Genomic DNA, 26,428 nt, shown 5'->3' on the forward strand with positions numbered 1-26,428 from the left:
CATCCCATGTGGGAGCTGGCTTGTGTGGGAGCTGGCTTGCCTGCGATGCAGTCACCTCGGTACACCAGCACGACCTCGGCGATGCCATCGCAGGCAAGCCAGCTCTCACAGGAGTCCGCATCGATTGAGAGATCGAGGCTCCTACACACTTCATGAACAACCCCTCCACGCTTTCCCCCTTGCCCCGAACGCCGCGTGATTCCACGATGCAGGCAATCATCACAAGGAGTCATTCCATGTTCGCCGGATTCCAAAAAGACCAGTGCCACGTCAATGGCGTGGACATCAGCTACCGCAAAGGCGGTACAGGTCCCGGTCTGCTCCTGCTGCACGGGCACCCGCAAACCCACGTCATCTGGCACAAGGTCGCCGAACAACTGGCCGAACATTTTACCGTGGTGGCGGCCGACCTGCGCGGTTATGGCGACAGCAGCAAGCCGCTGGCCGACGACCACCATGCCAACTACTCGAAACGCGAAATGGCCCGCGACGGCGTCGAACTGATGCAAGCCCTGGGCTTCGAGCAGTTCTCGGTGCTGGCCCACGACCGTGGCGCGCGTGTTGCCCATCGCCTGGCGCTGGACCACCCAAACGCGTTGCAACGCATGGTGCTGCTGGATATCGCGCCGACCCTGTCGATGTATGCCCAGACCGACGAAGCCTTCGCCCGCGCCTACTGGCACTGGTTCTTCCTGATCCGCCCGGCGCCGTTGCCCGAAGCGCTGATCGAGAGTAACCCCGAGCTGTACCTGCGCAGCGTGATGGGCAGCCGCAGTGCCGGGCTCAAGCCATTTACCGATGAGGCCTTCGCCGAATACCTGCGCTGCCTGCAGCTGCCCGGCACCGCGCGCGGTATCTGCGAGGACTACCGTGCTGCCGCCGGTATCGACCTTGAACACGACCAGGCGGACATCGACGCCGGCAACCACCTGAACCTGCCGTTGCTGGTGATGTGGGGCGCCGAAGGCACCGTCGGCCGCTGTTTCGAGCCGCTCAAGGAATGGCAGAAAGTCGCCACCGACATACGTGGCAAGGCCCTGCCGGCCGGCCATTACATTGCCGAAGAAGTCCCTGAACTGTTGCTGGGCGAGGTCCTGACCTTCCTGCGCTGAATGCTGTAACCCCGTGACCTGAAAGACCCGCCTCGCAGGCTGCTGATGGCCTGCGACGGGTTCTGCTTGCCCAAAAAACGATTGAGATAATAACAATGACACTCAAAAAACTGCTGGGAACCCTGTACGTACAGGTGCTCATCGCCATCGCGCTGGGTGTGTTGATCGGCCACGTCTGGCCGCAAGTCGGCATCGACCTCAAGCCCTTGGGCGACGGGTTTATCAAGCTGATCAAGATGATCATCGGCCCGATCATCTTCTGCACGGTGGTCTCCGGCATCACCAGCATGCACGATGTGAAACAGGTGGGCCGGGTCGGCGGCAAGGCGCTGCTGTACTTCGAAATCGTCTCGACCATCGCCCTGCTGATCGGCATTCTCTCCGCGCACCTGCTGCACCCCGGCGTGGGCTTCAATATCGATGTGAAGACCCTGGACAGTTCGGCCATCGCCGGCTTCGTCGGCCAGGCGCAGCACAGTGAAGGCGTGACCGGCTTTCTGCTGAACGTTATCCCCGGCACCTTTTTCGATGCCTTCGCCAAGGGCGAAATCCTGCCGGTGCTGTTTATTTCCGTACTGTTCGGCCTGGGCCTGGTGATGGTCGGCGAAAAGGCTCGGCCACTGGTGGGTGTGATCAACCAGGCCAGCGAGGTGTTTTTCCGCATCGTCGGCATGATCAGCCGCGTCGCGCCAATCGGTGCCTTCGGCGCCATTGCCTTCACCATCGGCAAGTACGGCGTGGGTTCGTTGCTGCCGCTGCTGAAGCTGGTCGGCACCTTTTATGTCACCGCGTTTTTCTTTGTCGCGGTGGTGTTGGGCAGCATCGCGCGCTACGCCGGTTTCAGCATTTTCAAATTGATGGGCTATATCAAATCGGAACTGTTGATTGTGCTGGGCACCAGTTCGTCGGAATCGGCGCTGCCGCAGTTGATCCAGAAACTCGAAAGCCTCGGCGCGTCCAAAGGCGTGGTAGGCATCGTGGTGCCGACCGGCTACACCTTCAACCTCGACGGCACCAACATCTATATGACCCTGGCCGTGCTGTTCCTGGCCCAGGCGACCAACACGCACCTGCCGCTGGAACAGCAACTGACCTTGCTGGCGGTGGCCATGCTCACATCAAAAGGCGCCGGTGCGGTGGTGGGTGCTGGTTTTGTCGCACTGGCCGCCAGCCTGGCGGTGGTGCCCACCGTGCCGGTGGCGGCGATGGTGCTGATTTTGGGCGTCGACCGTTTCATGGCTGAATGCCGCTCGCTGACCAATATCATCGGCAACGCCGTCGCAGCCTTGGTGGTGGCCGCGTGGGAAGGCGAGCTGGACCGCGAAAAAATGGCGCCTATCGCCCTCAAGCGCGGCCGCCATGCGCGGGCTGCTCAGGCGGCACAGGCGAAGATCGCTGCCGAGTAAGCAATAACGGCCAGGCGCGCCGGAAGGCGCGCCGATCCAGTGCTATTCTGGCGGCTCATGCCGCCACGCTTGTTTCTGATGACCCATAAGAAAGATACCGTGCCCCTACCTGAAGACCTGCGGGTGTTCCTCACCGTGATCCGCAAGGCTGGTTTCGCCGCCGCCGCCGACGAGCTGGGGTTGTCGCCTGCGTATGTCAGCAAGCGCATCCAGATCCTCGAAACCACCCTGGCCACCCGCCTGCTGCACCGCACCAGCCGGCGTATCGCCCTGACCGAAGACGGTGAACGGGTGCAGCGCTGGGCCGTGCGCATCCTCGAAGATTTCCAGCAACTCTCCGATGAACTCTCCGACGCCCATGACAGCCCGCGTGGCCATTTGCATTTGTGCAGCAGCTTCGGCTTTGGCCGCAACCACGTGGCGCCGGCCCTGTCGTTGCTGGCGGAACAGTACCCGGAGCTGGAAATCCGCCTGGACCTGTTCGACCGCGTGGTGGATATCGTCAGCGAAGGCTTCGACCTGGAGATTCGCGTGGGCGACGACATCCCCGGCCAGCACATCGGCCGACGCCTGGTGAGCAATCGCCGGGTGCTGTGCGCCGCGCCGTCTTATCTGAAGCGACGCGGCACGCCACAGCACTTGGGTGAGCTGGAACAGCACGACTGCCTGGTGCTCAAGGAGCGCGACAACGCCTTCGGCATCTGGAACCTGGAGCGCGATGGCGCCCCCGAAAGCGTGCGTGTACGCGGGCCGCTGTCCTCCAACAATGGTGAGATCGTGTTGCAGTGGGCGCTGGACGGGCGCGGCGTATTGCTGCGCTCGATGTGGGATGTGAAGCCGCTGCTGGAACAAGGCAAGCTGGTGCAGGTGCTGCACGCCTACACCCAGAGCGCCAACGTGTGGGCGGTATACCCGACACGCTTGGCTTACTCCGGGAAATTAAGAGCCTGCGTGGAGTTTTTGCAGGAGCACTTCAAGGGCTTGTCGATTTGATGCCCCGGTTGGCGCAGTACCCCAGCCATGCAGTCATGACCAGCAAGGCCGTCAGCGGCAACCCATGAAACAAGACAATCACCTGGGCCGGTGTCCACGTCAGGTAAAACGGCCCGACCACCAACATGCCCACGCCGAAGCCGGCCATCTGGATCAGGGTCAATAAGCTGAACAGCGGCAGGCGCAGGCTATCCGGCTCGCTTTGCGCGCGGGACACCAACGCCACCTCGGACACACCATCACCCAGCCCCGCCCACACCACCAGCAGCAATGCCAGCCACAGTTCGGTTTGCTGGAAGGTCAGGATAAAGCCGCTGGACATCAGCGCCACGCCCAGCATGAACAAGCGCTCCATGGCTTGGGTGCCACGGCCTTTGAGCAGCGCACTGGCGATTCGCGCGCCAACGAACTTGCCACACGCCCACACCGCCAGCAAATAGCCCATGACGGTCTTGGCCGTGTCCGGCGAAATGTACTGCGACAGCACCGGCCAGCCGACGTTATGCGCCGCACTGCCAAGGGTGTCGAGCATGCTGATCAACAACATCGCCGCCAGCACCGGCGCCCCACGCAGCCCTTGGGTCAGCTCGCGCCACTGCGCCGAAAGCCCGCGATGCGCGGCGACGGCCACTGTGTACAACGCACGCAATGGCAAGATCAGGCAGGCCGCCAGCACATAGGTGCCGATATTCACGGCAAACACCGCCTCGAAGCCGCCCGTGGCAATCAGCAACCCCGACAGCAAACTGCCGAAAACCGCGCCGGTCGCCGCCGCCGACGTGATCCACGCATTGGTGCTCACCCGCTGCTCAAGCGCCACCCATGTCGGTAACTGGCTGTTCAGGCCAATGGCGAACAACGAATTGCACAGGCCAATGCCAAACGCAATAAAGGGCAGCACGCTGAGCTGATGCGCCGGTATCAGCACCAGCAGCGGCAATAGCAACAGCGCCCGGGCCAGGTCCAGCCCCGCCAGGGTGCTGCGCCCTGGAAAGCGCCGAAAAAACGGAATGCCGATCAGGCTGGCGACAATCCCGCCGGTGACGCGGCACGCCAGAAACACACTGACAAATACCACGCTTTGGCTAAGCCAAAAGACGTAGGTGGACAGCGCCACCATGTTAAGGAACGCACCAAAGTCCGAGACGCCACGGGCGAAGATGATCAAGCGGGCGTTGCGGGTCGACAGCGTTGATTCGGGATCAACGTTGAGCACATCCATGTCAGGCGCTTCCTTTTCTTATCATGAGCCGACTTCCTTGTCGGTCCCACTTAAGGCCAAGGCGCCGGGCGTGTCAACCAAGCCAAGGGTTGGCCGCCAGATGCTCGCGCTCAAATGCCTTGATCTGCTCGCGGCGTTGCAAGGTGCTGCCAATCGCATCCAGGCCCAATAGCAGCGCGGTCTTGCGCAGGGTGTCGATCTGGAACGGGATGACTTGACCATCGGCCAAGCGAATTTCCTGGTTTTCCAGGTCCACACTGATCTGCGCCTGGTCCGCCTGGCTCACGGTTTGCCCGAGTGTGTGCAACACCGCTTCGTCCAGGGTAATCAGCAACACCCCATTGCGCTGGCAGTTGTCATAGAAAATCCCGGCAAAGCTGCTGCCGATCAGCGCGCGGATGCCCATTTGCTTCAAGCCCCACACCGCGTGTTCACGGCTGGAACCACAGCCGAAGTTCGGCCCCACCACCATAAAGCTCGCGCCCTGCCAGGCCGGCTGGTTCAGCACGAAGTCCGGGTCAGGCTCGCCGGACGCCAGGAAGCGCAGGTCGAAGAACAGCCCGCGATCCAGGCCGCTGCGGTCGATACCTTTGAGAAACTGCTTGGGCATGATCACGTCAGTGTCGATATTCGCCGCCAACATCGGCGCGGCTTTGCCGGTGACCAGGGTGAAAGGTTGCAGGCTCATGCGCGGTCTCCAAAGTGGCGAATATCAGTGAGGCGGCCGGTGATGGCAGCCGCGGCGACCATTGCCGGGCTCATCAGGTGGGTGCGCGCGCCTGCGCCCTGGCGGCCTTCGAAATTACGGTTGGTGCTGGAGGCGCAGCGGTCGCCGGGGGCCAGCACGTCGTCGTTCATCGCCAGGCACATCGAGCAGCCGGACTGGCGCCATTCGAAACCGGCATCGATAAAGATCGCCGCCAGCCCTTCGGCCTCGGCCTGGTCGCGCACTTCGGTAGAACCGGGCACGATCATCGCCCGTACGTGGTCGGCCACGTGTTTGCCGCGCACCACGCTGGCGGCGTCGCGCAGGTCTTCGATACGTGCATTGGTGCAGGAGCCGATAAACGCGTGGCTGATGAAGATATCGCTCAGCGGCATGCCGGCTTCCAGGCCCATGTAGTTGAGGGCGCGGCGCATGTCCTGGCGCAGGATCAGGTCGCTGACGTCCTGCGGGTCGGGCACACGGGCGCCAATCGGCGCGGCCTGGTCGGGGCTGGTGCCCCAGGTGACCATCGGTTCAAGGGTGTTGGCGTCGAGGTGCACTTCCTGGTCGAACACCGCGTCGGCGTCCGAATGCAGTTGGCGCCAGCCCATCAGCGCCTGGTCCCACAACGCGCCTTTGGGCGCGCGGGGCTTGCCCTTGAGGTAGGCGAAGACTTTTTCATCCGGCGCCATGAACGCACCCCGCGCACCGGCTTCCACCGCCATGTTGCAAATGGTCATGCGCGCCTCGACGCTCAGCGCGTCGATGGTGGAGCCGCGAAACTCGATGGCATAGCCGGTGGCGCCCGATGCGCCGATCTTGCCGATCAACGCCATGATCACGTCTTTGGACGTGAGGCCTGGCGCCAACTCGCCTTCAACCGTGACACGCATGCTTTTCAGGCGCTTGTAGACTAGGGTCTGCGAGGCCAGCAGGTGCTCGATTTCCGAGGTGCCGATGCCAAAACCAAACGCGCCGAGGGCGCCGTAGGTGGTGGTGTGGCTGTCACCGGCGGCGATCACCATGCCCGGCAGGATAAAGCCCTGCTCCGGAGCAATCACGTGTTCGATGCCTTGGCGTTTGTCGAGGATGTCCAGCAGTTCGATGCCGAAGTCCCGGCAGTTCTCCGCCAGGTACGACACTTGCCGCGCGCCGCCCGCGTCGGGCATTGCCGCAATGCGCTTGGGCGTGGTGGGGTTCACATGGTCGACCACCGCCAGTGCCGTGCCGGGGCGCCAGACCTCACGCCCGGCCTCGCGCAGGCCGCTGAAGGCCTGGGGGCTGGTGTATTCGTTGATCACCTGGCGGTCTATATAAAGCAGCACATGGCCCTGGTCATCCAGGGGGCACACCGTGTGGGAATCGATGTGTTTGTCGTAGAGGGTTCTGGCAGTCATTTTTCTTCGGCTCACGTGTCTTGAGGCTGGCTCAACGGCTTACCCCATCCTACGCAGCCGCCCCGCTCCATCAATGGCGCCTGGGTGATGGCTTGGAACATGTTTCGTGTTCGATCAGCAGCTGAACGCGTTGTGAATGTGAACCAGAAACATTTTCTTTCATTTCCGCCTTAGGGATTTCTGTTTCTCATCCGTCTTAACTTAGATACAGCCCGTCGCGTCAGCAAAAGCTACGACCGGCCTTTTCCGGGCCTCTTTCGCCCCCTCCGATCAAGACCCTCATTCACATGTCGAAGAAGTCACGCTCAAAACTCTGGTTTCTCGTACACAGCTGGTTGGCATTGCCCATCTGGTTCTTTGTACTGATCGTCTGCGTTACCGGCACCCTGGCGGTGGTCAGCCAGGAAATCGTCTGGCTGGCCAACCCGGATATCCGCGCGAGCAAACCGTCGGATAACGCCGAGATGCTGAGCTTCGATCAGGTGATCGCGGCCATCAAGCGCGACGAGCCCAAGGCAATCGTGCAGTCGATCATCCGCCCGGACGAAACGCACTTTGCGCTGAGTGTCGACCTCAGCTACCCGGACGGGCGCTCCGTGGAGGTCTACGTCAACCCGTACACCGGCGCAATCCAGGGCATCAGCCCGTCGTTTGATTTCAAGCAATTTACCCGCGCCCTGCATGGCTGGTGGCTGGTGCCGTTCACCAACGGCTTCAGCTGGGGCTGGTACCTGGTCTCGGCGCTCGGCCTGCCGTTGCTGGCGTCGCTGGTGACCGGGCTGGTGGTCTACAAACGCTTCTGGAAAGGGTTTCTGCGCCCCACCCTGCGCATCCGCCACGGCGCGCGGATCTTCTGGGGTGACTTCCACCGCTTGAGCGGTATCTGGTCGATCTGGTTTATCGCAGTGATTTCCATCACCGGCACCTGGTTCCTGATCCAGGCGATTTTGGGCGATAACCAGATTTCCATTTCCAGCGAACCGATCGTCCCGGTGATTGCCCGCGAGAAAGTGCCGATGTCCGCGCCCGGCGTGCCGGCGCCGATGATCGCGCTGGACGAAGCCATCGACATTGCCACCCAACGCATTCCCGGGCTGGACGCCACGTTCGTGTTCCTGCCGCTCAATGCCTACAGCCACCTGCAAATCGGCGGCCGAGGCTGGTATCCGCTGATGTTCCAGACCGCTCAGCTCAACCCCTACAGCGGCGAAATTGCGGTGTCGCATTTGCTCTCCGACCGCTCGACGCTGGAGTTCGTCACCGAATCCATGCGCCCGCTGCACACCGGTGACTTTGGCGGGCTGTGGATCAAGCTGATCTGGGCGTTCTTCGGCCTGGTGCTGAGCATGATGGTGTTGAGCGGCCTGCTGATCTGGACCAAGCGCACCGCGCTGGCCACCCTCAACGCCCTCAAGCGCGAAGCCAAGGCGCAGCGCGCGCCTGCCGCCGCCCCCGCCCTGCAGGCTGAAACTTCGGAGGCCAAATAATGAGCAAGGTCACTGCTGCAACACCGCCTTCGCCGCTGCGCGCCTTTTGGCTGAAATGGCGGTTCCATATCAACATTCTGCTGGTGCTGGTGCCGCTGGGGTTCATGCCCAAGTACTTTGCCGATGCCGCGCTGTTTCGCGGCGACACCGGCATTGGCGAGCGGATCGTCGGTGATGTGCAGGTCGGGCCCTGGAGCCTGAAACTCGCGGAATTTCGCAATGAAGGCCCGCGCCCGGACCCGGCCGGCCCGATGAAATTCTTCAACGCCGCCCTGTGCGACACCTGCGCCGAGCAGGTCAAGGCCACCTACCTGCGTATCGGCAAGCCGCGCAGCCTGCGCGCCGCCGGGGTGATCTTCTTCGGCACGCCGTACCGCATGGGCGCCGCCCTGCCAGTGCCGGAGCGCACGCCGGCCGACGCCGAACTGTGGGTCACCATGGAAGGCTGGGACGGCACCATGCACCAGGGTTCCATCCCGCTGAGCCAGGCCTCGCCTGCCACCATTGCCTGGCTGAACAAGCAAGGAGTTAAACCATGACGTTAACGCGCCTGACCCGCGCCGGTGCTGCGCTATTGCTCTGCGCCGGTTTCAGTACCACCGCCCTTGCCCACAACCCGATGTGCGAATGCAAAGCGATCGACGGCGAGCAGATCCAGTGCACCGGCGGTTTCTCCGACGGCAGCGGCGCCCCCGGTGTAACCCTGGACGTGATCGGCTACGACGAAACCATCCTGCTGCCCGGCAAGCTGGGCCAGGACTCGACCCTGACCTTCAAGAAACCCTCGGCCGAGTTCTATGTGCTGTTTGATGCAGGCCCCGGCCACGTGGTGGAAATCGACCAAGCGGATATCCAGCCCCAATGAGCACCACACAGGTTGTACGCCCCGCCGGTGCCGGCCACGAAACCCTCTACGTGTTGTTGCTGTGCCTGATCATCCTGGCGGTGGCCGGTTCGGTGATCGCCCTGCACGGTGACACCCAGGAAGTCGCGGCACTGCCCAGCCACCAGTTGGATGCGCGCCGCGACCTGAGTGCCGCCGAGCAAGGCATCTACGCCGACCTGCGGGTGACCCTGGATGAAATCCAGTTGCTGCAACAGGAGCAAAGCGCCCTGCCGACGCCTGAGCAATTGGCCGAAGAAGGCTTCGCACCGTTTGCCCAGGACGCCAGTTCGGTCAGCCGTGGCGACCATCGCTGGCAGCTGTTGGAACCTTCGGCTTATGTGGGCTTGAGCCAGGCGCCGAGTGCCAGCGGCTCGTTACTGATGCGCGTGCACGGCGCCGAGCCGGATATCTGGCTCAATCGCCAAGCCAACCTCGCCGCCCCTTCCGACCTCACTGACCAGGCGCTGATCGCAGCCGGCTGGCAGCAGGTGGTCGCGCAATTCGATGCTGGCGTCACGCGCCAGCACCGTCACTGACCGAGAAGACCGAGTGCCCATGTCTATTTCATCTCCCCTGTTACGCCTGTTGCTGGTCAGCCTGTTCAGCCTGCTGCTGGCGCCGTTGGCAAATGCCGAGGCGGCTAAACGCCTGCGCATCGGCATTACGCTGCACCCTTATTACAGCTACGTCACCAACATCGTCGGCGACAAGGCCGAGGTGGTGCCGTTGATCCCGGCCGGTTTCAACCCCCACGCCTACGAGCCGCGCGCCGAAGACATCAAGCGCATCGGCACGCTGGACGTGATCGTGCTCAACGGCGTCGGTCATGACGATTTCGCCGACCGCATGATCGCCACCAGCGAGCGCCCGGACATCCCGGTGATCGAGGCCAACGCCAACGTGCCGCTGCTGGCCGCCACCGGCAATGCCGCGCGCGGCGCGGGCAAGGTGGTCAACCCGCACACCTTCCTGTCGATCAGCGCCTCGATTGCCCAGGTCAACAACATCGCCCGCGAACTGGGCAAACTCGACCCGGACAACGCCAAAACCTACACCCAGAACGCCCGTGCCTACGGCAAGCGCCTGCGCCAGATGCGCGCCGACGCCCTGGCCAAGCTGACCAGCGCGCCCAACCCCGATCTGCGCGTGGCCACGGTGCACGCGGCCTACGACTACCTGCTGCGCGAGTTCGGCCTGGAAGTCACCGCCGTGGTCGAGCCGGCCCACGGCATCGAACCCAGCCCCAGCCAGCTGAAAAAGACCATCGATGAACTGCGCGCCCTGGATGTGAAGGTGATCTTCTCGGAGATGGATTTCCCGTCCACCTACGTCGAGACCATCCAGCGTGAGTCCGGGGTCAAGCTGTACCCGCTGTCACATATTTCCTACGGCGAATACACGCCGGAGAAGTACGAAGTGGAAATGACCGGCAACCTCAACACCGTGGTGCGGGCGATTCAGGAGTCGGGGGCATGACAGCGGCGCAGCAGCTGAAAGTCGCCAGCATGGGGCCGACCCTCGACTTCGACAACGTGTCGCTGACCTTGGGCCGCACGGTGATCCTCGACGGCGTGAGCTTCCAGGTCCAGCCGGGCAGCATCCATGCGCTGGTCGGCCCGAACGGCGGCGGCAAGAGTTCGCTGATCAAGACCCTGCTGGGGCAAACGCCGCACCAGGGCCAATTGCGCCTGCACTGGCCGACCACGCCCGGCACCATCGGTTATGTGCCCCAGGCGCTGGAGTTCGACCGCGGCTTGCCGATGACCGTCGACGACTTCATGGCCGCCATGTGTCAGCGCCGGCCGGCGTTTCTGGGCCTGTCCAGGCACTACGCCGGGGCGATTGGCGAGGCGCTGGAGCGCGTCGGCATGCAGGACAAACGTAAACGCCGCATGGGCGCGTTGTCCGGGGGTGAGCGTCAGCGTGTGTTGCTGGCTCAGGGCCTGATTCCCGCGCCGCAGTTGCTGGTGTTGGATGAACCGATGTCGGCCCTCGATGAAGCTGGCATCCAGGTCTTCGAACGCCTGCTGAATGACTGGCGCCTGGCCGGAATTACCGTGCTGTGGATCGAGCACGACCTGGAAGCCGTGGGCCGCCTGGCCGACCGTGTCACCGGCCTCAACCGCCGCGTGCTGTTCGACGCCACACCGAAAGAAGCGCTGACCCCAGACCGCCTGCTGACCCTGTTCTCCACTCACCCTCGGAGCCCGGCGCAATGAGTTATGAAGCGTTTCGTTTGATGGTCCAGGGCTGGGCCTCTTCCGGGTATCTGCCGGAAGCGCTGGCCTATGGGTTTGTGGTCAATGCCTTGCTTGCCGGTTTGCTGATCGGCCCGGTACTCGGCGGCCTGGGCACGCTGGTGGTGGTCAAGCGCTTTGCGTTTTTCTCCGAAGCGGTCGGGCATGCCGCACTGACGGGCGTGGCCGTGGGCATTCTTTTAGGGGAACCCTACACCGGGCCGTATGGCGCGCTGTTCGGCTACTGCCTGCTGTTCGGCATCCTGCTCAATTACCTGCGCAACCGCACCGGTCTGGCGCCGGACACCTTGATCGGCGTGTTCCTGTCGGTGTCCCTGGCGTTGGGCGCGAGCCTGCTGCTGATTCTGGCGGGCAAGATCAACGTGCACATCCTCGAGAACGTATTGTTTGGTTCGGTGCTGACGGTCAATGGCAACGACTTGCTGGTGTTGGCCGTGGTCGGCTCGCTGGTGATGGCGCTGGCGTTGCCGTTGTACAACCGCATCATGCTCGCCAGTTTCAACCCGCAACTGGCGGCGGTACGCGGTGTGGCGGTGAAGACCCTGGATTATTTGTTCGTGATTCTGGTGACACTGATCACCGTAGCGGCGGTCAAGGTGATCGGCGCCATTCTGGTCGGCGCCCTGCTGGTGATTCCGGCGGCGGCGGCGCGCCTGCTGAGCCAATCGCTCAAGGGGTTCTTCTGGGTTTCGGTGGTGATCGCCACGGTGAGCACGCTGTGCGGCATTCTGCTGCCGATCATCTTCGACCTGCCTATCCCGTCCGGCGCCGCCATCATTCTGGTTGCCGGTATCGCCTTCGCCTTCGCCGCCATCGCGCGCGGCACAGTGCCCAGCCTCAAAGGGAATCTTGGATAATGCGCCCTGTCTTTCGCCCACTGGCCCTGGCCATCGCCTGCCTGCTCAGCACCTCGGCGCTGGCCATCGACGGTCTTGACCCCAAGGAATTCAAAATCAACCAAGGCCTCGGCCATGCCGCCCTGACCAAGGCCAAGAAGCCGGTCAAGGTGCTGGCCTCGCTGCCTATTACTTACGGCTTGGCCGAGGTATTGCTCAAGGGCACCGACGTGAAACTTGAACGCGCCGCCCCGGCCAACCTGCCCGGCTCGCGGCAGGTGTCCTACTTCACCGGGCGTGGTGCCCAGGCGTTGAATAGCCTGGCTATGGACGCCGACGCGACCATCGGCCTGCGTTCGTTGTGGGCCGATGACCCGCTCTACCCGGTAGCGCGGCGCAGCAATATCCGCATCGTCGAAGTGGATGCCGCACGCCCGGTGGACGGCGGTTTGCCGGGCATCGCCGTGCAGCCGGGCAGCACTGACGGCTTGAACAGCCAGCCGTGGCAGTCGAGCAACAACATGGGGCGCATGGCCGATGTGATGGCCGCCGACCTGAGCCGGCTGGCACCGAAGGCCAAGCCAAGGATCGACGCCAACCTCGCCGCCCTCAAGCAACGCCTGCTCAAGCTCAGCGCCGACAGCGAAGCGCGCATGGCCCAGGCAGACAACCTGAGCGTGGTCAGCCTGAGCGATCACTTTGCGTATCTGGTCAGCAGCTTGAACCTGGAAGTGGTCAGCACCGATGCACGGCCGGATGCCGAGTGGACGCCTGAGGCGCTGCAGCAGTTAACCGCCAGCTTGAAGGACAGCGACGTGGCCGTGGTGCTGCATCACCGTCAGCCGAGTGAGGCAGTGAAAGCCGCGGTGACGGAGGGCGGCGCACAGCTGTTGGTGTTGAACGTCGACGGCGCGGACCCGGTGGCGGAGTTGGAAGGCAATGTGGATCAGGTGCTCAAGGCGCTGATGCCCTAGTCTTTATATGAAATGCAGTTCAAAGGTGGGAGCGGGCTTGCTCGCGAAAGCGGTGTGTCAGGCGACAAATCAGTTAGCTGAACTGGCGCATTCGCGAGCAAGCCCGCTCCCACATTTGGCTCGCAGTGCAGCAGTTGAATATCGAGCATAGCCATTCAAGGTGCAGTCACACCACATCAACGCCCACATGAATCGCATCATGCCGCCAGAACTCCAGGTCACAGTCGATCAACCGCTGGTGCTGGTCATAATTGACCCGGGCAATGCGCAGGCCCGGGCTGCCTACCGACACGCGCAATGCGGCGGCAGCTTCCACCGGCAGTGATGTCGGCACTATTTCGAAACGCACGCGGCCGTAATGCAGGTCGTACTTGCGCGCGTAAAGCTCAGTCATCGACTGATTCAAATCACACGCCAGAATCCCCGGAAAATACTGCGGGTTCAGGTAGTGCTCCACATACAGCACCAGCCGCCCATCAATTCGTCGGCCCCGGCAAATCTGGATCACGCTGGACAGCGCCGGTAACTGCAACCACGCACACACCGCCGCCGACGCCGGTTGCAGCCGCGCCGAAATCACCTCAGTCGACGCCACCCGCCCCTGGTCGCTGACCATTGCGTGAAAGTGGCTGCGCTGCATCAGGTTATAGGCCAGCCGGGGCGGCGAAACGAACCAGCCCCGGCGCTCCTCGCGATAAATCTGCCCTTGGGCTTCCAGCTGTAACAACGCTTCCCGCACGGTAATACGCGTGGTTCCAAACAACTCACTGAGCTTGCGCTCGGCGGGCAACTTACTGGCAGGCGGCAACAGGCCGTGGTCGATCTGCTCTTGCAGCGCCAGGCCGATGGATGTCACCGCCTTGATTGCCTCATCACGCATCAACGTTACCTATCTGGACTAGACCAGCACCGTTCAGGTGCACAAACCGCTCCGTAAATGGGCTTTTGCTACTGCTTGCCAGCCTAGGCACTACAGATGACCGACAGATGACAGCCCCTGTCGCGGTCCTGCACCACACCCTGCAATACATCGGCCAAGTCCAGGGCCTGCGGGTACTTGGGCATGGTCTACGCTGAGTCTGCACTGAGCGACAAAAGTGATTTAAAAACGACATCGACATGAAACTGTCATCCATCGAGCCTAGATTGGCTCAGGTATTGCTCTGACCTAGACCAACACCACCCGTCGAAAAAAAAACGCCGCGTTGAAAACGCCCAAAGGAGCTTCGGATGAAAAAGCTTTTCCTGGCATCACTGTTAGGCTCGACCATTGCCATGTGCACCGCCGCCATGGCTGCTGATACCGATCTAAAGACTCTGGAAGCCGCCGCGAAAGCGGAAGGCGCCGTTAACAGCGTCGGCATGCCCGATGACTGGGCCAACTGGAAAGGCACCTGGGAAGACCTGGCCAAGACCTACGGCCTCAAGCACATCGACACCGACATGAGCTCGGCCCAGGAAATCGCCAAGTTCGCCGCCGAAAAAGACAACGCCAGCGCCGATATCGGTGACGTCGGCGCCGCCTTTGGCCCGATTGCGGTGAAACAGGGCGTGGCCCAACCGTACAAGCCGACCACCTGGGCACAAGTGCCGGACTGGGCGAAAGATAAAGACGGCAACTGGGCGCTGGCCTACACCGGCACCATCGCCTTTATCGTCAACAAAAAGCTGCTGCACGGTTCCGAAGCGCCAAAAAGCTGGGCTGACCTGAAAACCGGCAAATACAAAGTCTCCATCGGTGACGTGAGCACCGCCGCCCAAGCCGCCAACGGCGTGCTCGCGGCTGCCCTGGCCAACGGTGGCGACGAGAAGAACATCCAGCCTGCGCTGCTGATGTTTGCCGAGATCGCCAAGCAAGGTCGCCTGTCGCTGGCCAACCCGACCATCGCCACCATGGAAAAAGGCGAAGTGGAAGTGGGTGTGGTCTGGGACTTCAACGGCCTGAGCTACAAAGCCAAGATGGCCAACCCGGATGACTACGTGGTGCTGATCCCATCGGACGGCTCGGTGATTTCCGGCTACACCACCATCATCAACAAATACGCCAAGCACCCGAACGCCGCCAAGCTGACCCGTGAATACATCTTCAGCGACGCCGGCCAGACCAACCTGGCACGCGGCAACGCGCGTCCGATTCGTGCCGAGCACCTGACCCTGCCGGCCGACGTGCAGGCCAAGCTGCTGCCGAACGAGCAGTACAAGAAAGTCACGCCAATCAAGGATGCCGAGGCGTGGGAGAAGACGTCCAAGGCGCTGCCGCAGAAGTGGCAGGAAGAAGTCATTATCAATATGCAGTAAGGCTTCAACCCACCAGGGGTCTCCAGTGGAGATCCCATGTGGGAGCGGGCTTGTGTGGGAGCGGGCTTGCTCGCGAAAGCGGTGGTTCAGTGAACGAAGTGCTGCCTGACACACTGCTTTCGCGAGCAAGCCCGCTCCCACATTTTTACCCAGTTCCTCCAAGAAAACCGAGCCAAGATTAATCCGTTGCGGAGCCACAGCCCCTATGAAGCACAACGTCATCCTTGTGGTGCTCGACGGCCTGAACTACGAGGTTGCCCGACATGCCATGGGGCATCTCCAGGCCTATATCGGCGCAGGACGCGCAGCGCTTTACAAACTGGACTGTGAACTGCCGGCCCTGTCGCGGCCACTGTACGAATGCATCCTCACCGGCGTGCCACCGATTGACAGCGGCATCGTCCACAACAATGTCTCGCGCCTGTCCAACCAGCGCAGCATTTTCCATTACGCCACCGACGCCGGTCTCACCACAGCGGCGGCGGCTTATCACTGGGTCAGCGAGTTGTATAACCGCACGCCCTTTATTGCCGCGCGTGATCGTCATACCGACGACAAGGCGCTGGCAATCCAGCACGGGCATTTCTACTGGAATGACCACTACCCGGATTCGCACCTGTTCGCCGACGCCGAAAGCCTGCGCCGCAGACACGCGCCGAATTTCCTTGTGGTGCACCCGATGAACATTGATGACGCCGGCCACAAGCATGGCCTGGATACCGCGCAATACCGCAACAGCGCACGCTCGGCCGACATCATCCTCGCCGACTACCTGCAAGGCTGGCTCGACGCCGGCTACCAGGTGCTGGTGACCGCCGACCACGGCATGAACAACGATCGCTCGCACAACGGCCTGCTGCCGGAAGAACGCGAAGTGCCGCTGTTCGTGCTGGGTTCGGCCTTCAGCTTCGACCCTGCCGCTACCCCCAAGCAAACCGAACTGTGCGGCACCGTCTGCGAACTGCTCGGGGTGCCCCACGACAAACCTGTATGCCGGGAGCTGTTGAAGTGAACTCCATAACCCGTGGCAAATGGCTGGCGATCCTGTGCCTGGTGCCGTTTGCGCTGTTCTTTATCGTGTTCGAAATCGCCCCGTTGGTGTGGGTGCTGATCAACAGCCTGCAATCGGAAGAGTTCGGCTGGGGCCTGGCCAACTTCACCAAGATCTTCAGCTCGAAGTTCTACCTGCAGGCCATCCAGTACAGCCTGGAGATCAGCTTCTACTCCAGCGTGTTCGGCATCATCATCTCGGTGCTCGGCAGCTATTCGCTGCGCCGTGTGGACGGGCCGCTGCGCAATTTCGTGACCGCCTTCGCCAACATGACCAGCAACTTTGCCGGCGTGCCCCTGGCCTTCGCGTTCATCATCCTGCTGGGCTTCAACGGCAGCATCACCATCATGCTCAAGCAGGCCGGGATCATTCAGGACTTCAACCTGTACTCCAAGACCGGCCTGATCATTCTGTACACCTACTTCCAGATTCCGCTGGGCGTGCTGCTGCTCTACCCGGCCTTCGATGCGTTGCGTGAAGACTGGCGCGAATCGGCCTCACTGCTCGGCGCCAGTGGCTGGCAGTTCTGGCGCCACATCGGCTTGCCGGTGCTCACCCCGGCGCTGCTCGGTACTTTCGTCATTCTGCTGGCCAACGCCCTCGGCGCCTACGCCACGGTGTACGCGCTGACCACCGGCAACTTCAACGTGCTGCCGATTCGTATCGCGGCAATGGTCTCCGGCGACATTTCCCTGGACCCGAACATGGCCAGTGCCCTGGCCGTGGTGCTGGTGGCGCTGATGACCGTGGTCACCGTGGTCCATCAACTGCTGCTCAAGAGGAGCTACCATGTCTCGCGCTGAAGCCGGCTCGGCCTCCCTCTACCATCGGGTAGTGGTGTACCTGTTATTTGCGATTCTGGTGTTGCCGCTGGTGGGCACCTTTGTCTACTCCATTGCCAGCAGCTGGTCCGCGACTATTTTGCCGGCCGGCTTCACGGTGAAATGGTACGTGCAACTGTGGAGTGACCCGCGTTTTCTCGCCGCGTTTGGCCAGTCGCTGCTGGTGTGCGTGGGTGCACTGATACTGTCGGTGGTGCTGATTCTGCCGCTGCTGTTTGTGGTGCATTACCACTTCCCCCGGCTCGACGCGCTGATGAACATCCTTATCCTGCTGCCCTTCGCGGTGCCGCCGGTGGTGTCGTCGGTGGGCCTGCTGCAACTCTACGGTTCCGGGCCGCTGGCGATGGTGGGCACGCCGTGGATCCTGATCGGCTGCTACTTCACCGTGGCCCTGCCGTTCATGTACCGCGCGATCACCAACAACCTGCAAGCGATCAACCTGCGCGACCTGATGGACGCCTCGCAGCTGCTCGGCGCCAGCACCTGGCAGGCGGCGATCCTGGTGGTGCTGCCGAACCTGCGCAAAGGCCTGATGGTGGCGCTGCTGCTGTCGTTCTCGTTCCTGTTCGGTGAGTTCGTGTTCGCCAACATTCTGGTCGGCACCCGCTACGAAACCCTGCAGGTGTACCTCAACAACATGCGCAACAGCAGCGGCCACTTCACCAGTGCCGTCGTCATTTCCTATTTCTTCTTTGTGCTGGTGCTGACCTGGGCCGCCAATATCTTGAACAAGGACAAAAGCCAATGAGCTTCGTCAGCGTCCAACACCTGCAAAAAGGCTATGCCGGCACCCCGGTGTTCAGTGACATCAACTGCGAAATCGCCAAGGGCGAATTCGTCACCCTGCTCGGCCCGTCCGGTTGCGGCAAGTCGACCTTGCTGCGCTGCATCGCCGGCCTGACCTCGGTGGACAGTGGCAAAATCCTGCTGGATGGCCAGGACATCGTGCCGCTGAGCCCACAGAAACGACATATCGGCATGGTGTTCCAGAGCTATGCGCTGTTCCCCAACATGACCGTGGAGCAGAACGTCGCCTTTGGCCTGCGCATGCAAAAGGTCAACGCTGACGACAGTCACAAGCGCGTGCAGGAAGTGTTGCAACTGGTGGAACTCAAGGAGCTGGCGGGCCGCTACCCGCACCAGATGTCCGGTGGCCAGTGCCAGCGCGTGGCCCTCGCCCGCTCGCTGGTGACCCGACCGCGTCTGTTGTTGCTGGATGAGCCGCTGTCGGCGCTGGATGCGCGGATTCGCAAACACCTGCGCGAACAGATCCGCCAGATCCAGCGTGAACTGGGCCTGACCACGATTTTCGTGACCCATGACCAGGAAGAAGCGCTGACCATGTCAGACCGCATCTTCCTGATGAACCAGGGCAAGATCGTACAGAGCGGCGACGCCGAGACCCTCTACACCGCGCCGGTGGATGTGTTCGCCGCCGGTTTTATCGGCAACTACAACCTGCTCGACGCCGACAAGGCCAGCCAGTTACTGCAGCGGCCGATCAGCGGGCGCATCGCGATTCGCCCGGAAGCCATCGAACTGAGCCGCAGCGGCGAGCTGGACGCACTGGTGCGCAGCCACAGCCTGCTCGGCAACGTGATTCGCTACCGCATCGAGGCGCGTGGCGTGGAGTTGGTGGTGGATGTGCTCAACCGCTCCGCCGACGACCTGCACCCGGATGGCCAGCGTTTGGCACTTTCCATCGACCCGAGCGCCTTGTGTGAAGTAGCCTGACGCCACGATTTATTGAGAGAGCGAAACGGATGGCATTGGTAATTTTTGATCTGGACGACACCTTGATCCACGGCGACTGCGCCACCCTGTGGAGCGAGCAGATGGGCCGCCTGGGCTGGGTCGACCCTGAGTCGTTCATGCGCAAGAACAACGAGCTGATGGACGCCTACAGCCAAGGCAAGTTGCGCATGGAAGACTTCATGGCCTTCAGCCTGGAGCCGATGATTGGCCGCACACCGGAAGAGATCGAGCACCTGGTCGAGCCGTGGGTCGAGGACGTCATCGAGCCACTGATCTACAGCGAAGCCACCAAGACCATCGCCAATCACCGCAAGAGGGGTGACCGAATCCTGGTGATTTCCGCCTCGGGCACGCATTTGGTCAAGCCGATTGCGGCGCGCATTGGTATCGACGAAGTGTTGGGCATTGACCTGGACGTCAGCCACGGCCTGTACAGCGGCCATACCGTGGGTGTACTGACCTATCGTGAAGGCAAGATCACGCGGTTGCTGGCGTGGTTGGAGCAGGAAGGTGAAAGCCTGGAGGGCGCGTATTTTTACTCGGACTCGCGCAATGATTTGCCGTTGCTGCTGAAGGTGGACCATCCGCAGGTGGTGAACCCGGACCCGGTGTTGCGTGAACATGCGCAGAAGGCTGGGTGGCCGATCCATCACTGGGTGTGACACTGCGCTCCTTGAATTGAAACCCAATCCACTGTGGGAGCGGGCTTGCTCGCGAAAGCGGTTTGTCAGTGAAGAATGTTTCATCTGACACTCCGCATTCGCGAGCAAGCCCGCTCCCACATTTTGATCTCATTGCAGTTTGAGACAGGTGTCAGACCAAACTGTCGTCAATCACCAACACCAACTTCCCGGAAATCTGATTGCTCGCCAACTCGGCAAACGCCGCCTCGGCGTCCTTGATCGGGAAGGTCTTGGCCAGTTGCGGGCTCAAGCGGCCCTCTGCAAACAACGGCCACACATGCTGGCTTAGATCACTGAACAGGTCCGCCTTGAACTGATCGCTGCGGCTGCGCAGGGTCGAGCCGAGCAATTGAATGCGTTTGCCCAGCACTTGCGCCAGGTCGAGCTGCGCGTCACGCCCGCCCATCAAGCCGATCAACACCCAGCGTCCGTCCAGGGCCAGCAGCTTGAGGTCCATCGCCGCATAGTTGCCGCCGACCGGGTCGAGGATCACATCAAACGGCCCGAAATCGCGCAGCCCTTCAATGCCGTCGGTGCGTACTACGCCGCCCTGCGCGCCGAGTTCTTCGCAGTAGGCCAGGCGCTGCGCCGAGCCGACGCTGACCCAACACGGGCTGCCAAACGCCTTGCACAGCTGGATCGCCGCCGAGCCCACGCCACTGGCGCCGGCATGCAGCAGTACTTTTTCACCGGGCTTGAGGCCCGCCAACTGGAACAGATTCAGCCACGCCGTGCTGTACACCTCCGGCAGCGCCGCCGCTTCGGTCAGCGACAGGCCTTCCGGCACCGGCAACACGTGGCGCGCATCTACCACCACTTCTTCAGCCATGCCGCCACCGGCCAGCAGTGCGCAGACGCGGTCGCCGACCTGCCAGGACGACCCCGGGCCGACTTCGCTGATCACCCCGGAACACTCAAGACCCAGCACTTGGCTGGCGCCCGGCGGGGGCGGATAGAGCCCCGCGCGCTGTAATAAATCGGCGCGATTAAGGCCCGCAGCCGCTACACGAATGCGAACTTGGCCTACATCGCAGGTAGGACTGGGTTCTGTCAGCCACTCCACATGACCTTCAACGCCTTGCAATGCTTTCACAGTGCCTCCATAGTGAGTCTGGACTGAGCCCGTTGCTGTAGCGCCGGGCTTTTTGCATTATGCGACCGGATCATATGGAACCGGCTCCCTCAAAGACGGCCTAATATGCGTTATCAATTGCCCCCGCGTCGAATCAGCATGAAGCATCTGTTCCCCAGCACCGCCCTCGCTTTTTTCATTGGTCTCGGCTTCGCGTCGATGTCGACCAATACGTTCGCAGCCAACAGCTGGGACAACCTTCAGCCTGATCGCGATGAGGTGATTGCAAGCCTTAACGTCGTCGAGTTGCTCAAGCGTCATCACTACAGCAAGCCGCCGCTGGACGACGCTCGCTCGGTGATCATCTACGACAGCTACCTCAAGCTCCTGGATCCGTCGCGCAGCTACTTCCTGGCCAGCGATATCGCTGAGTTCGACAAGTGGAAGACCCAGTTCGACGACTTCCTCAAGAGCGGCGACCTGCAGCCCGGCTTCACCATCTACAAGCGTTACCTGGACCGCGTCAAAGCGCGTCTGGACTTCGCCTTGGGTGAGTTGGACAAGGGCGTCGACAAGCTCGACTTCACTCAGAAGGAAACCCTTCTGGTGGACCGCAAGGACGCGCCCTGGCTGACCAGCACCGCCGCGCTTGACGACCTGTGGCGCAAACGCGTCAAGGACGAAGTGCTGCGCTTGAAGATCGCCGGCAAAGAGCCGAAGGCCATTCAAGAGCTGTTGACCAAGCGCTACAAGAATCAGCTGGCACGTCTGGACCAGACCCGTGCCGAAGATATCTTCCAGGCCTACATCAACACCTTCGCGATGTCCTACGACCCGCACACCAATTATCTGTCGCCAGATAACGCGGAAAACTTTGATATCAACATGAGTCTGTCGCTGGAAGGCATCGGTGCCGTCCTGCAAAGCGACAACGACCAGGTCAAGATCGTGCGTCTGGTGCCGGCAGGTCCTGCCGACAAAACCAAGCAGGTCGCCCCGGCCGACAAGATCATCGGCGTGGCCCAGGCCGACAAAGAGATGGTCGACGTGGTCGGCTGGCGCCTCGACGAAGTGGTCAAGCTGATCCGTGGGCCGAAAGGCAGCGTGGTGCGCCTGGAAGTGATTCCGCACACCAACGCACCGAACGACCAGACCAGCAAAATCGTTTCGATTACTCGCGAAGCGGTGAAGCTCGAAGACCAGGCCGTGCAGAAGAAAGTCCTCAACCTCAAGCAGGATGGCAAGGACTACAAGCTGGGCGTGATTGAAATCCCGGCCTTCTACCTCGACTTCAAAGCCTTCCGCGCTGGCGATCCGGACTACAAGTCCACCACCCGCGACGTGAAGAAAATCCTGACTGAGCTGCAGAAGGAAAAAGTCGACGGCGTGGTCATCGACCTGCGCAACAATGGCGGTGGTTCCCTGCAGGAAGCCACCGAGTTGACCAGCCTGTTTATCGACAAAGGCCCGACCGTGCTGGTACGCAACGCTGACGGCCGTGTCGATGTGCTCGAAGACGAAAACCCAGGTGCCTTCTACAAAGGGCCGATGGCGTTGCTGGTCAACCGTCTCTCGGCATCGGCCTCGGAGATTTTCGCCGGCGCCATGCAGGACTACCACCGTGCGTTGATCATCGGCGGCCAGACCTTCGGCAAAGGCACCGTGCAGACCATCCAGCCGCTGAACCATGGCGAGCTGAAACTGACACTGGCCAAGTTCTACCGGGTTTCCGGGCAGAGCACCCAGCATCAGGGCGTACTGCCGGATATCGACTTCCCGTCGATCATCGACACCAAGGAAATCGGCGAGAGTGCCCTGCCTGAAGCCATGCCGTGGGACACCATCCGTCCTGCGATCAAGCCGGCGTCGGACCCGTTCAAACCGTTCCTGACGCAGCTGAAGGCTGACCATGACGCTCGCTCCGCCAAGGATGCCGAGTTCGTCTTCATCCGCGACAAACTGGCCCTGGCCAAGAAGTTGATGGAAGAAAAAACCGTCAGCCTCAACGAAGCGGATCGCCGTGCGCAGCACACCAGCATCGAGAATCAGCAGCTTGTGCTGGAGAACGCCCGCCGCAAGGCCAAAGGCGAAGACCCGCTCAAAGAGCTGAAGAAAGAAGATGAAGATGCGCTGCCGGAGCCGGAAAAAACCAAGCCGGAAGACGACGCCTACCTGTCTGAGACCGGTCGGATCCTGCTGGACTACCTGAAAATCAGCAAGCAGGTGGCCAAGCAGTAAATGATGGCAATTTAATGTGAACGCTCCTCGGAGTGTCATCATATAGACATCATTCTGTCGTGAAATGAAGGACCGCAGGCGTTGAGCCTGCGGTCCTTTTTTTTCGATCGAGATCGCCATGACCATGACCGAACAGCTGAATGCATTGGGCTCTATCCTGGCTCAAGGCAGTTTGCACAGCCTGTTCCAACCGATCATTTGCCTCTCTGAACGTCGCATTCTTGGCTACGAAGCCCTCAGCCGCGGCCCGTCCAACAGCCCGCTGCACTCCCCCGTCGCCCTGTTCGCGGTCGCCAGCCAGGCCGGGCGCCTCAGCGAATTGGAAATGGCCTGCCGCGAAAGCGCCTGTCGGCGTTTCAGTGAACAGAAACTGCCGGGCAAGCTGTTCCTGAATATTTCGCCGGAATCCCTGATGGAGACCGCGCATCAACCGGGGCGCACCCTGCAACTGCTGCGCGACTTCGGCATCCCGCCCAGCCAGGTGGTGATCGAACTCACCGAGCAGACCCCCACCGACGATTTCGACCTGCTGCAAACCGCCTTGCATCATTACCGCGACATGGGCTTCGCCATCGCCCTCGACGACTTGGGCGCCGGCTATTCCAGCCTGCGCCTGTGGTCGGAACTGCGCCCGGACTACGTGAAGATCGACCGACACTTTATCGACGGCATCCATCAAGATGCGCTCAAGCGCGAATTCGTCGGCTCCATCCTGCAAATCGCCAAGGCATCACGCGCCCAGGTGATTGCCGAGGGCATTGAGCTGGCGGAAGAACTGGCGGTGTTGACGGAGATGGGTGTCGACCTGGTCCAGGGCTATCTGCTTTGCCGTCCGCAGGAACAACCGCCCCAGGAAGCACGGCTGATGCTGCCCAAGCCGGACAACGCCAACCTCGCCCTCAGCGAAGAAGGCAGCGACCTCAGCGCGCTGCTCAACGAACAACCGGCGGTGCACCAGGACACCGCCACCGCCCAGGTGCTGGAGTCGTTCCGCCGCCAGGCCAACCTCAATTCGTTGGCGGTGCTCGACGGGCGTGGCCACCCGGTTGGCATCGTGCACCGGCATTCGTTATCGGACGCGCTGCTCAAGCCGTTCGCCACCGACCTGTTCGCGCGCAAGCCGATCAGCCGCTTGATGAGTGATGACTTTTTGGCCGTGGAGCTGAGTCAGTCCCTGCAGCAAGTCAGCCGCCTGCTGACCAGCCGTGCGCGGCAACGCATTGAGGAAGACTTCATCATCACGCTCAACGGCGACTACCTGGGCCTGGGCCGGGTGATCGACGTGCTCAAGCTGATCACCGAGCTGAAAATCCAGCAGGCGCGTTACGCCAACCCGCTGACGTTGCTGCCGGGCAACGTGCCGATCCAGCAATGCCTGACGCGGCTGTTGCAGCAACAAAGAGAATCAGTGATTTGCTACGTGGATATCGACAGCTTCAAGCCGTTCAATGACATCTACGGCTACGGGCGCGGGGATGAGGTGTTGCTGTGCCTGGCGCAGTGCCTGAACGACCGGGTCGACCCGAGCCGCGACTTTGTCGGGCATATCGGCGGCGATGATTTTTTGCTGGTGCTGGGCCCGCAGGATTGGCGCAAGCGGCTCAACCAGCTGCTGGATGATTTCCACACCCAATGTCGACGCTTCTACCGCGCTGAACACCTCGACGCTGGTTGTTTCGTGGCGCTGAACCGCCAGGGTGTGCGCCAAGAGTTTGCCTTGCTGTCACTGTCGATCGGCGTGGTGCATTTATATCCACAGGCCTGTGCACAACTGGATGCCAGCCAGTTGGCGGAGCTGGCCTCGCAGGCCAAGCACCACGCCAAGGACGTGGCCGGCTACAGCATTCATGTGATCGACAGCCTGGAACTGCTGGCCCAGGCTTAGGCCTCGGCAGACTCCGGGTACTCGTATTCGAATACCCGCACCACTTCCGATGCATGCCAGGACGCGGCGGCGACGCCATCGGAAGGCCCGCTGAACCGCCCCAGGCGCTCCACGCATTCAAAGAAACCGGTACGCGGCAGGCGACTTGCGCCCTGGCTGATCACCAGCGAACTGCGCAATGGCTGCTCGGCTTTGGCGTCGAGTGCGGCCAGGTGCTCAAGGGCGGCGGCCAGGGTTTGCATGGCCGGCGTGGGGAATTGCAGGCGCTCCAGCAGCGCGCGATACGTCAGCAGATGGCGCTGGCGGCGCGCCTGGTCCAGTTCGTTGAGTAGCCCATCCCAGTGTTGACGGCTGATACGTAGGCTCAAGATTCATCCCTCCAACCTGCAACGCCCAATTCCCAGGCCAGGCTGCGGCGAATGGCGGCATCCGGCTGGCGTTCACCACTTTCTATCAATCCGAGATACGAGGGGCTGATGCCCACTGTGCGGGCCAGAGTTTCTATGGCCAGGCCCTTGGCTTCACGCAGGCCACTGAGGTCCGCGAGCGGGCGCAATGCCTGATCGGGAGTGACCTGAGCAGTAGAAGATGGCATTGGCGCTGGTTGTTGCTGACCGGCTGCTTTTAGTAGCGCCTGGTACTGGTCCCATGGCAACACCGCGTACTCGGGTTCGCCATCGCGTGAAATTATCTGAATATCCATGACTGCCCCGTAGGATAACAACACTCACTAAGTAAGCTCTTTCCTTAGGAGTGTAATCCTAACAGCCACAAAGGTCGCAGGGGGATATAAGCGTCGTCAGTTTTTTTGCGGGTTTTCCCGGGCCAGCAGCGCAGGCGTCGCAGGCAAGCGCTCAACCACCGCGAGCTTCTCCGGGCGCTGCGCGTCGCGCCAGGCGCGAAAGGCGCTCAGTTCGCCATCTAGGGTCTTCATGACCCATGCCAGCACGGCAATGTCGTCGAGCATGCCGAATACCGGAATAAAGTCCGGGATCGCGTCAATTGGGCTCAGGAAGTACATCAGCCCTGCCACCACCGAAATCAGCGCCTTGGGGCTGATTGCCCGGTACTCACCGCGCCAGTAGGCCAGGCACAGGGCCTGGAGCAGTTTGAGGTCATCCTTGAGTTTGCCCAGGCGGTTGCCCTGGCTTGAGCCTTTGGCGGCGACGGCAAACAGCAGGGTCGGCAGACGCCCACGACCGAGCAAGCGCGCGGCCATCGGCAGGAATCGGGTGAAATTGAAGGGTGGTTTCATGGGTCACTCCAGTTCCAGGCGACATAAAAGGTTATCCACACAAATTGTGGATAACCTTGTGAACAGAGCCTG

The 26,428-nt window shown here is 61.7% G+C and carries 27 protein-coding genes; 19 read left to right on the plus strand and 8 right to left on the minus strand.

Annotation, left to right across the window (positions count from 1 at the left end; genetic code table 11):
* Positions 1 to 236: 236 nt before the first annotated feature.
* The 3 genes from HX783_RS22695 to HX783_RS22705 all read left to right on the plus strand — a co-directional run bounded on the left by HX783_RS22695 (position 237) and on the right by HX783_RS22705 (position 3,511).
* A complete protein-coding gene (locus tag HX783_RS22695) occupies positions 237 to 1,112 on the plus strand; it encodes an alpha/beta fold hydrolase (protein WP_177018314.1) in 876 nt (291 codons plus the stop codon).
* A gap of 95 nt (positions 1,113 to 1,207) precedes the next feature.
* Positions 1,208 to 2,518: a dicarboxylate/amino acid:cation symporter gene (locus HX783_RS22700; protein WP_159955190.1), complete on the plus strand. Its 1,311-nt coding sequence runs from the start codon at positions 1,208 to 1,210 to the stop codon at positions 2,516 to 2,518.
* 78 nt (positions 2,519 to 2,596) lie between these two features.
* The gene (locus HX783_RS22705; protein ID WP_218175337.1) at positions 2,597 to 3,511 is read left to right on the plus strand and encodes a LysR substrate-binding domain-containing protein; all 915 of its coding nucleotides are present in this window, start codon (positions 2,597 to 2,599) and stop codon (positions 3,509 to 3,511) included.
* Here the strand turns inward: HX783_RS22705 and HX783_RS22710 are convergent.
* The 3 genes from HX783_RS22710 to leuC form a co-directional block, all read right to left on the minus strand.
* The gene (locus HX783_RS22710) at positions 3,492 to 4,733 is read right to left on the minus strand and encodes an MFS transporter (RefSeq protein WP_177018316.1); all 1,242 of its coding nucleotides are present in this window, start codon (positions 4,731 to 4,733) and stop codon (positions 3,492 to 3,494) included. The two genes, HX783_RS22705 and HX783_RS22710, sit on opposite strands and share 20 nt — an antisense overlap.
* Before the next feature lie 73 nt (positions 4,734 to 4,806).
* A complete protein-coding gene (gene leuD / locus HX783_RS22715; RefSeq protein WP_177018317.1) occupies positions 4,807 to 5,421 on the minus strand; it encodes a 3-isopropylmalate dehydratase small subunit in 615 nt (204 codons plus the stop codon).
* A complete protein-coding gene (gene leuC, locus HX783_RS22720) occupies positions 5,418 to 6,836 on the minus strand; it encodes a 3-isopropylmalate dehydratase large subunit (RefSeq protein ID WP_177018318.1) in 1,419 nt (472 codons plus the stop codon). The genes leuD and leuC overlap by 4 nt, the downstream gene beginning before the upstream one ends.
* 287 nt (positions 6,837 to 7,123) lie before the next feature.
* Between leuC and HX783_RS22725 the strand changes: the two genes are divergently transcribed.
* From HX783_RS22725 to HX783_RS22760, 8 genes are read left to right on the plus strand one after another with little or no spacing between them, the layout of a single operon-like run.
* Positions 7,124 to 8,323, plus strand: a complete 1,200-nt coding sequence (locus HX783_RS22725) for a PepSY domain-containing protein (protein WP_177018319.1) — start codon at positions 7,124 to 7,126, stop codon at positions 8,321 to 8,323.
* Positions 8,323 to 8,862 (plus strand): thiamine pyrophosphate-binding protein, encoded by a 540-nt coding sequence (locus tag HX783_RS22730; protein WP_177018320.1) that lies wholly within the window; start codon positions 8,323 to 8,325, stop codon positions 8,860 to 8,862. Before HX783_RS22725 ends, HX783_RS22730 begins: the two co-directional genes overlap by 1 nt.
* Positions 8,859 to 9,188, plus strand: coding sequence for a hypothetical protein (locus HX783_RS22735; protein ID WP_159955183.1), 330 nt, complete (start codon positions 8,859 to 8,861; stop codon positions 9,186 to 9,188). The genes HX783_RS22730 and HX783_RS22735 overlap by 4 nt, the downstream gene beginning before the upstream one ends.
* Entirely contained in the window at positions 9,185 to 9,745 is a 561-nt protein-coding gene (locus tag HX783_RS22740) for a DUF6162 family protein (RefSeq protein WP_177018321.1), read from the plus strand. The genes HX783_RS22735 and HX783_RS22740 overlap by 4 nt, the downstream gene beginning before the upstream one ends.
* 19 nt (positions 9,746 to 9,764) lie before the next feature.
* Positions 9,765 to 10,685: a metal ABC transporter substrate-binding protein gene (locus HX783_RS22745; RefSeq protein WP_177018322.1), complete on the plus strand. Its 921-nt coding sequence runs from the start codon at positions 9,765 to 9,767 to the stop codon at positions 10,683 to 10,685.
* Positions 10,682 to 11,428 (plus strand): metal ABC transporter ATP-binding protein, encoded by a 747-nt coding sequence (locus tag HX783_RS22750; protein WP_177018323.1) that lies wholly within the window; start codon positions 10,682 to 10,684, stop codon positions 11,426 to 11,428. Before HX783_RS22745 ends, HX783_RS22750 begins: the two co-directional genes overlap by 4 nt.
* Entirely contained in the window at positions 11,425 to 12,324 is a 900-nt protein-coding gene (locus HX783_RS22755; protein ID WP_106580574.1) for a metal ABC transporter permease, read from the plus strand. The genes HX783_RS22750 and HX783_RS22755 overlap by 4 nt, the downstream gene beginning before the upstream one ends.
* The gene (locus HX783_RS22760) at positions 12,324 to 13,277 is read left to right on the plus strand and encodes a metal ABC transporter solute-binding protein, Zn/Mn family (RefSeq protein WP_177018324.1); all 954 of its coding nucleotides are present in this window, start codon (positions 12,324 to 12,326) and stop codon (positions 13,275 to 13,277) included. The genes HX783_RS22755 and HX783_RS22760 overlap by 1 nt, the downstream gene beginning before the upstream one ends.
* Before the next feature lie 166 nt (positions 13,278 to 13,443).
* On the opposite strand, the gene HX783_RS22765 is transcribed toward HX783_RS22760, so the two are convergent.
* A complete protein-coding gene (locus tag HX783_RS22765) occupies positions 13,444 to 14,157 on the minus strand; it encodes a UTRA domain-containing protein (protein ID WP_010211607.1) in 714 nt (237 codons plus the stop codon).
* A gap of 350 nt (positions 14,158 to 14,507) precedes the next feature.
* Between HX783_RS22765 and HX783_RS22770 the strand changes: the two genes are divergently transcribed.
* The 6 genes from HX783_RS22770 (at position 14,508) to HX783_RS22795 (ending at position 19,885) form a co-directional block, all read left to right on the plus strand.
* The gene (locus HX783_RS22770) at positions 14,508 to 15,575 is read left to right on the plus strand and encodes an ABC transporter substrate-binding protein (RefSeq protein ID WP_159955178.1); all 1,068 of its coding nucleotides are present in this window, start codon (positions 14,508 to 14,510) and stop codon (positions 15,573 to 15,575) included.
* Between the two features lie 205 nt (positions 15,576 to 15,780).
* Positions 15,781 to 16,587, plus strand: a complete 807-nt coding sequence (locus HX783_RS22775; RefSeq protein ID WP_177018325.1) for an alkaline phosphatase family protein — start codon at positions 15,781 to 15,783, stop codon at positions 16,585 to 16,587.
* The gene (locus HX783_RS22780; RefSeq protein ID WP_174245613.1) at positions 16,566 to 17,429 is read left to right on the plus strand and encodes an ABC transporter permease subunit; all 864 of its coding nucleotides are present in this window, start codon (positions 16,566 to 16,568) and stop codon (positions 17,427 to 17,429) included. Before HX783_RS22775 ends, HX783_RS22780 begins: the two co-directional genes overlap by 22 nt.
* The gene (locus HX783_RS22785; protein ID WP_106580568.1) at positions 17,416 to 18,216 is read left to right on the plus strand and encodes an ABC transporter permease; all 801 of its coding nucleotides are present in this window, start codon (positions 17,416 to 17,418) and stop codon (positions 18,214 to 18,216) included. Before HX783_RS22780 ends, HX783_RS22785 begins: the two co-directional genes overlap by 14 nt.
* Positions 18,213 to 19,202 carry an ABC transporter ATP-binding protein gene (locus HX783_RS22790; protein WP_010565203.1) on the plus strand — a complete coding sequence of 330 codons (990 nt, stop codon included), beginning with the start codon at positions 18,213 to 18,215 and terminating at the stop codon, positions 19,200 to 19,202. The genes HX783_RS22785 and HX783_RS22790 overlap by 4 nt, the downstream gene beginning before the upstream one ends.
* A 29-nt stretch (positions 19,203 to 19,231) precedes the next feature.
* Positions 19,232 to 19,885: an HAD family phosphatase gene (locus HX783_RS22795; protein ID WP_177018326.1), complete on the plus strand. Its 654-nt coding sequence runs from the start codon at positions 19,232 to 19,234 to the stop codon at positions 19,883 to 19,885.
* Positions 19,886 to 20,036: 151 nt separating this feature from the next.
* On the opposite strand, the gene HX783_RS22800 is transcribed toward HX783_RS22795, so the two are convergent.
* Positions 20,037 to 20,999, minus strand: a complete 963-nt coding sequence (locus HX783_RS22800) for a zinc-binding dehydrogenase (RefSeq protein ID WP_177018327.1) — start codon at positions 20,997 to 20,999, stop codon at positions 20,037 to 20,039.
* Positions 21,000 to 21,137: 138 nt separating this feature from the next.
* On the opposite strand from HX783_RS22800, the gene HX783_RS22805 reads away from it, so the two are divergent.
* Together HX783_RS22805 and HX783_RS22810 are read left to right on the plus strand one after the other, a co-directional pair.
* The gene (locus HX783_RS22805; RefSeq protein WP_232109272.1) at positions 21,138 to 23,216 is read left to right on the plus strand and encodes a carboxy terminal-processing peptidase; all 2,079 of its coding nucleotides are present in this window, start codon (positions 21,138 to 21,140) and stop codon (positions 23,214 to 23,216) included.
* 118 nt (positions 23,217 to 23,334) lie between these two features.
* Entirely contained in the window at positions 23,335 to 25,101 is a 1,767-nt protein-coding gene (locus tag HX783_RS22810) for a bifunctional diguanylate cyclase/phosphodiesterase (RefSeq protein WP_159955171.1), read from the plus strand.
* Here HX783_RS22810 and HX783_RS22815 read toward each other — a convergent pair.
* The 3 genes from HX783_RS22815 to HX783_RS22825 all read right to left on the minus strand — a co-directional run bounded on the left by HX783_RS22815 (position 25,098) and on the right by HX783_RS22825 (position 26,356).
* Positions 25,098 to 25,469 carry a hypothetical protein gene (locus HX783_RS22815; protein WP_005786715.1) on the minus strand — a complete coding sequence of 124 codons (372 nt, stop codon included), beginning with the start codon at positions 25,467 to 25,469 and terminating at the stop codon, positions 25,098 to 25,100. The genes HX783_RS22810 and HX783_RS22815 overlap by 4 nt on opposite strands.
* Positions 25,466 to 25,804 carry a helix-turn-helix transcriptional regulator gene (locus HX783_RS22820; protein ID WP_177018329.1) on the minus strand — a complete coding sequence of 113 codons (339 nt, stop codon included), beginning with the start codon at positions 25,802 to 25,804 and terminating at the stop codon, positions 25,466 to 25,468. The genes HX783_RS22815 and HX783_RS22820 overlap by 4 nt, the downstream gene beginning before the upstream one ends.
* A gap of 96 nt (positions 25,805 to 25,900) precedes the next feature.
* Positions 25,901 to 26,356 (minus strand): YkvA family protein, encoded by a 456-nt coding sequence (locus HX783_RS22825; RefSeq protein WP_177018330.1) that lies wholly within the window; start codon positions 26,354 to 26,356, stop codon positions 25,901 to 25,903.
* Between the last annotated feature and the right edge of the window lie 72 nt (positions 26,357 to 26,428).

This window comes from Pseudomonas sp. D2002, from assembly GCF_013385735.1.
Taxonomy (GTDB): Bacteria; Pseudomonadota; Gammaproteobacteria; order Pseudomonadales; family Pseudomonadaceae; genus Aquipseudomonas.

Excerpts from the sequence above, each read along its gene's own strand:
- HX783_RS22695 (WP_177018314.1), top strand. The coding sequence starts at position 237 with ATGTTCGCCGGATTCCAAAAAGACCAGTGCCACGTCAATGGCGTGGAC.
- HX783_RS22700 (WP_159955190.1), top strand. The coding sequence starts at position 1,208 with ATGACACTCAAAAAACTGCTGGGAACCCTGTACGTACAGGTGCTCATC.
- HX783_RS22705 (WP_218175337.1), top strand. The coding sequence starts at position 2,597 with ATGACCCATAAGAAAGATACCGTGCCCCTACCTGAAGACCTGCGGGTG.
- HX783_RS22710 (WP_177018316.1), bottom strand. The coding sequence starts at position 4,733 with ATGGATGTGCTCAACGTTGATCCCGAATCAACGCTGTCGACCCGCAAC.
- leuD (WP_177018317.1), bottom strand. The coding sequence starts at position 5,421 with ATGAGCCTGCAACCTTTCACCCTGGTCACCGGCAAAGCCGCGCCGATG.
- leuC (WP_177018318.1), bottom strand. The coding sequence starts at position 6,836 with ATGACTGCCAGAACCCTCTACGACAAACACATCGATTCCCACACGGTG.
- HX783_RS22725 (WP_177018319.1), top strand. The coding sequence starts at position 7,124 with ATGTCGAAGAAGTCACGCTCAAAACTCTGGTTTCTCGTACACAGCTGG.
- HX783_RS22730 (WP_177018320.1), top strand. The coding sequence starts at position 8,323 with ATGAGCAAGGTCACTGCTGCAACACCGCCTTCGCCGCTGCGCGCCTTT.
- HX783_RS22735 (WP_159955183.1), top strand. The coding sequence starts at position 8,859 with ATGACGTTAACGCGCCTGACCCGCGCCGGTGCTGCGCTATTGCTCTGC.
- HX783_RS22740 (WP_177018321.1), top strand. The coding sequence starts at position 9,185 with ATGAGCACCACACAGGTTGTACGCCCCGCCGGTGCCGGCCACGAAACC.
- HX783_RS22745 (WP_177018322.1), top strand. The coding sequence starts at position 9,765 with ATGTCTATTTCATCTCCCCTGTTACGCCTGTTGCTGGTCAGCCTGTTC.
- HX783_RS22750 (WP_177018323.1), top strand. The coding sequence starts at position 10,682 with ATGACAGCGGCGCAGCAGCTGAAAGTCGCCAGCATGGGGCCGACCCTC.
- HX783_RS22755 (WP_106580574.1), top strand. The coding sequence starts at position 11,425 with ATGAGTTATGAAGCGTTTCGTTTGATGGTCCAGGGCTGGGCCTCTTCC.
- HX783_RS22760 (WP_177018324.1), top strand. The coding sequence starts at position 12,324 with ATGCGCCCTGTCTTTCGCCCACTGGCCCTGGCCATCGCCTGCCTGCTC.
- HX783_RS22765 (WP_010211607.1), bottom strand. The coding sequence starts at position 14,157 with ATGCGTGATGAGGCAATCAAGGCGGTGACATCCATCGGCCTGGCGCTG.
- HX783_RS22770 (WP_159955178.1), top strand. The coding sequence starts at position 14,508 with ATGAAAAAGCTTTTCCTGGCATCACTGTTAGGCTCGACCATTGCCATG.
- HX783_RS22775 (WP_177018325.1), top strand. The coding sequence starts at position 15,781 with ATGAAGCACAACGTCATCCTTGTGGTGCTCGACGGCCTGAACTACGAG.
- HX783_RS22780 (WP_174245613.1), top strand. The coding sequence starts at position 16,566 with ATGCCGGGAGCTGTTGAAGTGAACTCCATAACCCGTGGCAAATGGCTG.
- HX783_RS22785 (WP_106580568.1), top strand. The coding sequence starts at position 17,416 with ATGTCTCGCGCTGAAGCCGGCTCGGCCTCCCTCTACCATCGGGTAGTG.
- HX783_RS22790 (WP_010565203.1), top strand. The coding sequence starts at position 18,213 with ATGAGCTTCGTCAGCGTCCAACACCTGCAAAAAGGCTATGCCGGCACC.
- HX783_RS22795 (WP_177018326.1), top strand. The coding sequence starts at position 19,232 with ATGGCATTGGTAATTTTTGATCTGGACGACACCTTGATCCACGGCGAC.
- HX783_RS22805 (WP_232109272.1), top strand. The coding sequence starts at position 21,138 with ATGAAGCATCTGTTCCCCAGCACCGCCCTCGCTTTTTTCATTGGTCTC.
- HX783_RS22810 (WP_159955171.1), top strand. The coding sequence starts at position 23,335 with ATGACCATGACCGAACAGCTGAATGCATTGGGCTCTATCCTGGCTCAA.
- HX783_RS22820 (WP_177018329.1), bottom strand. The coding sequence starts at position 25,804 with ATGGATATTCAGATAATTTCACGCGATGGCGAACCCGAGTACGCGGTG.
- HX783_RS22825 (WP_177018330.1), bottom strand. The coding sequence starts at position 26,356 with ATGAAACCACCCTTCAATTTCACCCGATTCCTGCCGATGGCCGCGCGC.